This is a genomic window from Oceanicoccus sp. (assembly GCF_029238675.1).
Lineage (GTDB): Bacteria > Pseudomonadota > Gammaproteobacteria > Pseudomonadales > Dasaniaceae > Oceanicoccus.
The window spans coordinates 46212-56448 of the sequence record NZ_JAQWFR010000012.1 but is presented as its reverse complement, the minus strand read 5'-3'; the positions used below and the strand labels follow the sequence as shown (position 1 = coordinate 56448).

At 41.2% G+C, this 10237-nt stretch carries 8 protein-coding genes; 4 read left to right on the top strand and 4 right to left on the bottom strand.

Going from position 1 to position 10237, the window contains the following annotated elements; genetic code table 11:
* The 3 genes from P8H32_RS04655 to P8H32_RS04645 form a co-directional block, all read left to right on the top strand.
* A partial coding sequence (locus P8H32_RS04655; protein WP_301088579.1) for a sulfotransferase domain-containing protein occupies positions 1-865 on the top strand: 865 nt, incomplete at its 5' end.
* Between the two features lies 1 nt (position 866).
* Positions 867-2309, top strand: a complete 1443-nt coding sequence (locus tag P8H32_RS04650) for a lipopolysaccharide biosynthesis protein (protein WP_301088578.1) — start codon at positions 867-869, stop codon at positions 2307-2309.
* A gap of 12 nt (positions 2310-2321) precedes the next feature.
* The gene (locus P8H32_RS04645; RefSeq protein ID WP_301088577.1) at positions 2322-3527 is read left to right on the top strand and encodes a glycosyltransferase family 4 protein; all 1206 of its coding nucleotides are present in this window, start codon (positions 2322-2324) and stop codon (positions 3525-3527) included.
* On the opposite strand, the gene P8H32_RS04640 is transcribed toward P8H32_RS04645, so the two are convergent.
* The 4 genes from P8H32_RS04640 to P8H32_RS04625 form a co-directional block, all read right to left on the bottom strand.
* On the bottom strand, positions 3503-4771 hold the full coding sequence (locus tag P8H32_RS04640; protein WP_301088576.1) for an O-antigen ligase: 1269 nt from the start codon (positions 4769-4771) through the stop codon (positions 3503-3505). The genes P8H32_RS04645 and P8H32_RS04640 overlap by 25 nt on opposite strands.
* Positions 4768-5727: a glycosyltransferase family 2 protein gene (locus P8H32_RS04635; RefSeq protein ID WP_301088575.1), complete on the bottom strand. Its 960-nt coding sequence runs from the start codon at positions 5725-5727 to the stop codon at positions 4768-4770. Before P8H32_RS04635 ends, P8H32_RS04640 begins: the two co-directional genes overlap by 4 nt.
* Positions 5720-7663, bottom strand: coding sequence for an asparagine synthase (glutamine-hydrolyzing) (gene asnB, locus P8H32_RS04630; RefSeq protein WP_301088574.1), 1944 nt, complete (start codon positions 7661-7663; stop codon positions 5720-5722). The genes P8H32_RS04635 and asnB overlap by 8 nt, the downstream gene beginning before the upstream one ends.
* A 138-nt stretch (positions 7664-7801) precedes the next feature.
* Positions 7802-8686, bottom strand: coding sequence for a hypothetical protein (locus P8H32_RS04625; RefSeq protein WP_301088573.1), 885 nt, complete (start codon positions 8684-8686; stop codon positions 7802-7804).
* A 325-nt stretch (positions 8687-9011) separates the two neighbouring features.
* Between P8H32_RS04625 and P8H32_RS04620 the strand changes: the two genes are divergently transcribed.
* Complete coding sequence (locus P8H32_RS04620) at positions 9012-10217, top strand: ATP-grasp domain-containing protein (protein WP_301088572.1); 1206 nt, start codon at positions 9012-9014, stop codon at positions 10215-10217.
* Positions 10218-10237 lie beyond the last annotated feature (20 nt).

The window sequence follows — 10237 nt, the reverse complement described above, 5'->3', positions numbered from 1 at the left end:
AATGTCAAAACCGGATTTTTTATGTATTGGCACCCAAAAAAGCGGCACCACCTGGCTATATGAAAACCTTGCAAAACACCATCAAGTTTGGTCCCCGCCCATTAAAGAATTCCACTATTTCAACCGCGTATGTATGAATGATCAACTTATTGGGAAGTGGGGCCTACCCATCCCCAAAGCCAACGACATGTACTGGCAGGCACTGAAAAGATTCAGCTACAAAGAATTACGCTGGTTGAGACGATACTATGATTTAGGCCTGGAAAAGAAATGGTACCAAAGCCTATTTACCGAGGAATTCAAACAGGGACAAAAATGTGGTGACATGACCCCTGGTTACTCAACAATGGATGAGCGAGGTGTAAAATATGCCTCCGAAGTTATCGGTACTAACACCCCTGTCATATTCATTATTAGAAACCCGATTGAACGATCTTGGTCAGCAGCAAAAATGCTGTGCAGATACCACGGTCTAGAAGTAGCGCCTGAAAACTACTCTAAGATTATAACCACGCTTAACTCACCTCAAATTACTTTATGTAGCGAATACACACGTATTATTCCTTTGTGGAAGCAATACTTCACCAACTTTCACGTATTAACCTACGACCAGCTTTGCCAATCACCCAACGACTTCCTGGCTAAAATCAGCGACATTATCGACATCGACAACCAATGGAATGAAAGCATCATCAAAAAAATGGTATGGGGAGACACTAAAAAGCTACAGTTACCGAGCGAAATACTTTCACACCTTATTAGCCAATATAGTCTCGAAATTAAAAACACATACGCCCTTATTCAAAATAGCCATGTAGCCTCCTGGCTTGATTATCTCCCTAGCGACCTAAAGGCTAATACATAGTATGGCTGGCAGTATTGTAAAAAGCAGCGCTCTCTACGCAGCAGGCACTATAGCGAGAGCCGCCAGCTCCATTATTATGCTGCCCATTTATACTCGGTATTTATCACCAGAGGTTTATGGCACCGCCGAGCTACTCAACCTTATTCTCGATTTAACCATACTGGTTTTGGGTGCAAGAATCACCACCGGTATGTTCAAGTTTTATTCAGATGCAACAGATCAAAATAGTAAAAACACTGTACTAAGCACCTGTTTATGGCTTGGCGTATCAATTAATGTTTTAGCTATTTGTGTTTTATGGCTTATTGCGCCGATTGTCGCATCGCTACTCAATACTCCTGAAATGAGCCAACCGCTTCAATGGTTTGCCTTTACACTTGCCTTTGGCACAGTGGCCGAAATAGGTATGGGTTACTTTAGAGTGAATGACCAAGCCGGTAAGTACCTTGCCTTCAGCTTATTAAAACTCGCCTTACAAATTGGCGCCAGCCTATATTTCATTGTGCACCTGGAGCTCGGATTATGGGGCATAATTTACTCGGCCCTATTTAGCGGCTGCGTGCAAACCCTACTATTGCTAGCCTTTGTAATACCTAAAATAGGCATTTCATACTGCCACCACCTAGCAATAAAGCTCATAAAATATAGCCTACCCATCATTTATGGCTCAATTGCCATGTATTACATGACTTTTGGCGATCGGTATTTTATTCAGCATTACAACGATCTTACAGAGGTCGGTATTTATGCCTTAGGCTATAAGTTTGGATTTATTTTAACCGCACTTGTTTGGTCCCCCTTTATGAGCTACTGGGGCGCAAGGCAATTTGACCACGCTAAAGAGCCCAATAGCGCCAAGACGTTTAGCGATACCTTTTATACCGCCAACTACATCCTATGGGCTGCCGCCACAGGCATGATTATATTTGTAGCCCCAGCAATACATTTAATGGCCGATAGTGCTTATTACAAAGCGATTGATATTGCCCCCTACATTATTTTGGCTTACTTATTTCAATGCTGGACGGAATACCACCGCTTTGGCATTCTCAAATCGGGCAACACAAAATACTTGAATTACTACACCTGGGTTACAGCGGCGGTTATTTCTATTTTGTATGTTTTACTAATACCCTTATGGGGCGGAGTTGGCGCTGCCATAGCCACAGCTTTAGCCATGTTTTTACGGTTTGCATTGGTATATAAAAAGTCACAGTACTACTTCCACTTTTCTATCGATTGGCTGAAAATAGGTTTACTAATAAGCCTTAGCTTTGCAGGATTTCAAACCCTTAAAATACTTCATAATGGCAGCTACATCGACTTTGTTTATAGCGTAGCTATTTATATCGTCATTATTATTTTAAGCATTGCTATAAAATGCCTGCCAAACAGCATCATAACTATAGCCCGCACTTACCTAAGCACCAATAAAACCGAATAACATAAGCAAACCATGAAGATTAAAAACATATTGATTGTAGATGAGGGCACTGGGTTTGGCGGCTCATTAATTGTGGCTGCACGGCTAGCCGCTGCACTCGATAAAACTCAGTTTAACCCCATTATAGTTACAGCAATGGACATTAACATTGCGCGCGACCATGTTAATAGTGCCATAGAGCTTATAGGCCTTTCTAAAAATTTTACCTATGTAGACCGCGCAAAAATAACTCCTAAATTATTAAAAATAAAACCTCGAATTATTTTTAAGACTGCTATAGCCTTATTAACACTTTACGAAGTTCTGATAAATATACGCTACCCGATCACTCTAGCCAAATTGGTATACTCTAAAAAGATTGACCTTATCCATGTTAATAACAGCAAAGACGCTCTAATTGTCGCTCGCCTTACCCGAACCAAATGCATACAGCACCTACATGGCTGGGAGAACCCACCCGATAGCCGATCTGCACAGTTTTATTACAAGCTGCCCGATGCTTTTATATCAATATCTAACCTCGTGAGAGACATTGTCGTTAAAGCTGGCGCTGACAGTAAAAAAATAACCGTACTGCATAACCCTATCGCGGATACCCCCCCCTTACCAGCAGCTGATATTGAAGCACTAAAAAACAAGCTTAATATAAATAACCAGCTAACAACCATTGCCATATTTGGCCGTGTTATTAGATGGAAAGGGCAGTATCAGTTTGTACAGGCTTTAAAATCACTAAAAGATAAAGGCTATCAATTTAATGCACTTATAGTAGGCGATGATGGAGAGGGGTTTAACAAGAGCTATTTCAATAAAGTTAAACACTATACTGAAGCACACTTAGCCGATCACAACGTTATTTTCACAGGCTATGTGAGCCAACCTGAAAAACTGTACCAAGTTAGCGACATTGTCGTACACGCCTCCATTGAACCAGAACCCTTTGGACTTGTAATCACAGAAGCAATGCAACATGGCTGCGCTGTAATTGCCTCTTCGCACGGGGCGGGCAAAGAAATAATTAACGACAATTTGACGGGGTTAATTGCAGACCCACTAAACACCAAGCAACTAACAGACAAGGTAAGACTACTTCTTGACGACCCCAAACTAAAGGACTCCGTGCGTAACTACGGCATGCAACACGTCAAAAACACAATGTCACTTAGCACTTTCGCCTCACAGGTTGAGGCCATTTATAATGCCACCTTGCCTTCATAGCAAGCTTTACTTGAAAGACTGTTATACAGCGATACAACAAATGCAGCATGTACCCACACATAAGGGTAGTACAAAACTGTAACAAATGAGCTGCTGACCAGCATGCCTATCAACCCTGCATCCAAGCCATAACTAACAGACAGCTCGAAAGGAAGCCCTCTTTTATTTGCAATAGCCCTAGACCTCTTATTCAACACTAACATATAAAAAACCAACAAAATAAATGTAAAAAAGCCAATAAACCCATGCTCAGTTAGCGACTCCATAAAAATATTATGTATTTTTGCAGACCCCCTCACTCCAAAATCTAAATACTGCCTGAAGTATTGATCCCAGTTCTTATGCCCAACCCCCCAAAACGGGTATTTTAATGCCGTAGCCCAACCCGCCTCCCAGCGATCCAACCTATGCATAGACGTATTATCTTCACCACTAGCCATCAGTCTTTCTTTAAATTCTACGGGCGTCACCATATAAACCACACAAACCAATAATGACATTATAATAATTGCCTTTATAAAATACTTAGATGACTTTAGTCTCCACAGCATCGAACCCAGCAATCCAAGCATAGCGCCTCTGGATGATGAGGCAACAATAGTCCCTACACCGGTAAAAGGCATAAGATAGAAGAATATTTTTTTACCTTTACCCCACTTATCTTTCAATCCAGCCACAAATGCCACAGCCAAAGGTGTAAAAATTGTCATTTGTATGCCGAGTTCACCAGAGTTACTAAACCAGCCAGGTGCGCCTGCCACCCCCCAATTAGCAAATGAAAAGCCTCTTAGCATCCAAGACAAAAAACCGTGCTGACTCATTTTGAAATTACAAAGTAAATACAACAACAAAAATATAAAAAACCGCTCCCTTGTATTTATTATTCTAACGATAACAAAAAAAACCAACAACCACTGAAAAAACGCATCTAAATTATCAAACGCAAGCCTCGGCCAAACAGCAAAAACGGTTGAGAAAATAACAACCACGCCATAACCACCCATAATTTTAGAAACAGGGTTAGGCTGAACTTTAGCCTTTTCCGTAAATGAAAAACAAAACGACGCCACCAATAAAAATGCCGCCCAAGGGAAGAAATCGATCCAAGTATAAATGCTTTGCGGCCGAACATACTCGAAAAACAAATACGCACACACACACCAAAAAGCTAAAGACTCGCCTTTAACGTAATCAAATATACGCTTTGGACTACATGAATATATATCAGCTGTCAGCAGGCTCATTCTTTGAACAGCTTTAAATTTAGTAGTTTAAAAATTACCACAAAAAATGAAGATACCCGCCCACAGAAATACAAATAAAAGATCAACGAATTTACTGCTACAGCTCTTATTCCAGAAGCAGAGTATTTAATCAAAGAAGAAGAAACACACAATAAAAAAAGTAATAAAACCGTAAAAACAGCCAGCGACCCATCATAAAAAAGAGCGATCAGGGCCATAACATGTAATATAAGAAAAACCGTGCTTGCCTGCACAACCCTAGAACCACACGCACCATTAAACGAACCAAAATCACCCTCCCCATGCCAAACTTCACGACAAAAAAAACTTACCACAGTTCTTGGAAAATCATGATGGTAAACTAACAGGCCGGTATTATTCACAATATTCCCGCCCAGCAATACCGCCCTCCTACAGAACTCGTAATCCTCACCCGTTTCTAGCGTCTCATCAAATCCGCCCACTTTATCAAAAAAACTTCGATTCATAATCATATGGCCCGTACCCAAGTGTGACGACTCACGCTCTTCAGAAAATGACTTAAACCAATACCTCAGGAATAAATTATCACTTTCTGGAGGAGAGCAATGCGACCCTGTTACAAGACCACATTCACCTTCAAGTTGATCCCTAACAATTATAAACTCATCAGCCCATTGCGCTGTAAGTGTCACATCCGAATCTAAAAAAACTATTAATTTCTGCCCCACTTTAGAGACCCCATGATTTCTAATCGACGCTATTGTTCCATCTACCTTGCTATAGACATTTACTCCACATTGCTTTGCAACCTCAAGCGTTCTGTCCGTCGAACCATTATCAACAATTACAATTTCAGAACCTGGCGCATATTTTTGAATACTTTTTATCGATCGCCCTATCCACTCCTCCTCATTGAAGGCGGGCATTACAAAAGCCACCTCCCTAAACCCCTCCTCTCTACACACTCTACTCATTCTCCAGCCAGCTTTGAAAAACTAATAATGGCCATAAATTCATTGACCTATCATGGCTTCCCGTCAAATGCTCTTTCCAATATTTCTTTACTGTATTTGAATCAAAATAACCTTGCTTTACAATTACTTCTTCATCTAACAACCTTTCTGACCACCCTCTTAACGGCCCACGCAGCCAATTTGCTATCGGTACCGAGAACCCCATTTTAGGTCTATCAATCATCTCTTTCGGAACATACTTATATAAAACCTCTCTCATCAGCCACTTTGATTTACCCTCTCGTAACTTGTACTCAACAGGAACCCCCCATGAGAACTCAACCATTCTATGATCTAACAAAGGTGATCGGGTTTCCAAGCTAACCGCCATTGAAGCCCTATCCATCTTCACCATATTGTCATCTTGTAAATACTGAACTTGGTCCCTATACATCATGTATTCTATTTTTGAACCCCAATCACATGAGCCAGAGTAAGCATCCTCAAAGCCCACAGCACCATTTAACACTTCACTAGGGGTAAACCAAAATGACAGCAGCAACTTATAAAGCTCATCAAAATCCTTCACTTGTATTACTGCTGACAATTTTTGTAGCTTAACCATAGAGTTGCCCGTTTTCACGGAAAGAAGCGTAGGTATAATTTTAGAAAGTGCGACGATCACCTTATCAAAGTGAATAGGGTTTATATTTCTTATTCCTGCAGCCATTAGACCTCTTATTTTGTGAGGCATTAGCCTTACCATTGACCACACTTTCTCTGCATAAATATAACGATTATATCCACAATAAAGCTCATCACCACCATCACCAGACAAAGACACCGTCACATGCTCTTTAGCCATTTCACAAAGTAAATATGTTGGTAATTGGGATGGATCTGCAAACGGCTCATCATAGAGCTGTGGCAAACTATGCACAACGTCCAGCACCTGAGAGTTATCTATATACAACTCCCTATGCTTGCTCCCTATATGCCGTGCAATATCTTTTGCATGCTCAGCCTCATTAAACTGAGCATCGTTAAAACCTATAGTAAATGTATTTATTGGCTGCCGGCTTTCAGACTGCATGAGTGCAGCGACAAGGCTTGAATCAACCCCACCAGATAGGAAGGCCCCCAAAGGCACATCAGCAATCATTTGATCTCTAAGCGTGCTCCGCAATTGTTTTTCAAAACCATCTGTTAGCTCCGCTTCGGTATGTGCCATCCTTCCCGCTTGAGCAATCACCTTTAGATCCCAATACTTAATTTTCTTATATTTAACCTCCCCTCCCTTTTCCGGGGCGAATGAAACGGTCAGTATTGTACTCGCCTCTAATTTATTAATATCCTTGTAAATTGACTTTGGGGTCGGCACATAGCCATACCTCAAAAACTCACTCAACGCCCCTCTATCAATCTCACCCTCCCATTTAGGATGAGCCTTTAATGCCTTTAACTCTGATGCAAAAATTAAATCTTTTCCACAAAAGCCATAATATAATGGCTTTTCCCCCATACGATCTCTCACCAAGTACAGCTGCCGACTCTCTTTATCCCAAGCGGCAATTGCAAACATCCCAACACACCGCTTAACAGCGCCGGCCACACCCCAGCGCTCAATTGCAGCTGCCAGAACCTCGGTATCAGAATGCCCTCTAAAAACATCTCCCAGTTTCACAAGCTCTTTGGCAATCGCCTTGTGATTATATATCTCACCGTTTAAGACAAGCACCCATCGCCCAGAAGGGCTAAGCATCGGCTGACGGCCAAGATTCGAGAGATCTACAATCGACAGCCTACGATGGCCCAAGACCACCCTATCGTCATCACACCAAATTCCTGAACTATTTGGCCCCCGATGCAATAAAGCATCCGTCATATTAGAAACAATTTCTGAAGGCTTCGTCCTCTGGCCAGCGCTTAAAAACACCCCGCCCGCTATTCCACACATCTCAGCCCCTTGAATTAACTCGCCTTAGAAATTGAGCGTGCATAATAACATTTCAAATTAACGTTTGATAACTAAAATACATAAACCACAACTTCAAGCTCACCCCTCCAACGGGCCCGCAGGAACCTTCACGATTTTCTAGTCTAATCGGACGGACGACGGAGGCATTGGCGCATTTGAAATCGGAACGATGAAATAATTACCATGTGAGTCAGTTCCCACAGGCTGCTCAGTTGACACATCTAAATGATCAATAAACCAATGCTGATCCTTAGGAAATCCACCATTCCAATAATCACCTAACCAAATTGATCTTAAAGCCCCGCCATTTACGGGCATAGTGTTTCTCTGGAATTCCGCAATCAATTTGTCATCCATCCACATCCTAATGAGCCCATTACCATCTCCTTTGTCTGAACTACCTTTAGACAACTTAAGATATACTTGCATCGCATGCCATTCACCAAGCGGGTAATTTTCCTTATCTATATATACAGCACTAGTAGAGCCATACCTCTCCTTCCACCCTTGCAGTTCACCCACAAACTTCTCCGGCACCAAGCTATTTAAATGGTCCGTGCAGGGGTCATAGCAACGATAAGTAGCATCCATCAATAGCGTTATCCTCTCGCTTACACCAGGGTACTGAAACCTCAACCATTTAATGCTTCCTGCTCCTCCCAAGTCATCGCCATTCACTCCATTTGCAAAAGCAAAATCTTCTGGGAAAAATTGATACCACCGAACCCATATCTCTTTCCCCTCACCTAAATCTACATTTGCAATCTTTCCACCAAAATATTTTTCAGTTTTTTTCTGCTCGATTTTGAGCACTTTTTCTCCACTATAAGGCCCTGCCACCTCCGTGCTGTATGTGGCATTTTCTGGCCTTTTCAGGGAGTGAAACTCAGTTATTGAATCACCCTCTTCGCCAGTCTCAAAATCTGCCGTCAAAATATCTGAGGCACTAACCTGTGTAGCAAACAAAATAAAACCCGCCAAACCCAACGAACACTTTCCCATATCAGCCTCCTTAAAATTTCACTTCACAAAGCCAAACAATATCTACCGCCGGTAATCCCCTAGCCCAACATTACTCAACCACTGAACATATAACCATATAAGCCCAATTCACCCCAAATAACAAGCCAGCCCCCCCCCTTTTTCAATCATATATCTTTATATCTGAGGGCTGTTTAGCACAAAATCAGTAAACTACTTCACACTACTATTTACATCAGTTTTCAATATAACTAGAGCTATAACCGCTTTTTTAATATTTTTAATGACCTAAGGTTTCATATATAATTACTAATACACTCATACCACCCCATACAAGGTATTCACCATGGACGAAATAGTCGCGCAACTATCAAAACACCGCCAAGACGATAATACCGCATGGATATTTGGTGCATCAGTTAATGGGCTGAGTTTTGTTAGAAGTCTTGGTAGAAAAGGCATCAAAGTCATACTGATTGATGGGGAGCAGCTAATAGGCTCTTATTCGAATTATTGTGACTTTGTCCTGATACCTAACTCTTTATTCAATTCGAACACAGCCTTTGACTTGATCAATAAATCATTGGCCCAACACAACACCCCACCAATAATATTTGCAACCTCTGACTACCATATAGAACAACTATCTATTTTCGAAAGTAAATACCCGGGCAAGCTATCTACAATCACCCCCAACGAGAAGACAGCAGCCTCTATTGTCAACAAGAAAATTCAATATACGATTGCTAAGAGCATTGGTATAGAAATACCTGAAACATACTTTCCAAATACAAAACAAGACGCACTAGAGTTCGCGGAAAATCTTGGATATCCATTTATTATAAAGCCTTACATTGCTCACGAAGGAAAACAAATAATTGGCGGTAAAAAAGTTGTAATAATTGACTCCTTGCCTACTCTAAAAACAAATCTTGAGATTATAGCTAACGACATAAATAAATTTATGTTGCAAGAAATCATTCCCGGCGATGATAACTGCCTCGTTGGCTATCTTGGGCTTTGGTCTAAAGAGCATAAAGAAGTAGCCTATATAACAAAGCAGAAGCTTAGGCAGAACCCCCCTCTTTATGGTGATGGCTCATATCAAATAACTACCGACGACATTGAAGTAACTGAAAAATCTCGGAAGCTTTTAGGCCATTTAAATTACCAAGGCTACGCCGGCATAGAGTTTAAAATTGATAATAGAAATAACCAGATGAAGCTAATGGAAATAAATCCTAGAACAGTTTCTGGCAATCAACTCCCCATCACAGCCGGTGTAGACTTTCCATGGATTGGATATAATTTACTCAAGGGCCGTTCAACCCACCTCCCCGTTAAATATAATACAAACACCACTTATGTGAACGAAGAGTGGGATCTAAAGTCATATATAGCATTAAAAAAATCCGGGAAAGGCATCCCCTTTTTCAAGTGGCTACATAGCGTTATTTTTTCAGACGCCAAAGCGATTTGGGCAATTGACGACTTAGCACCATTTCTAGAAACACTCAGGCGTATTATTGCCTCTAAATTCCGCAAGCATTAACGATACTTTACGCTGCCAAA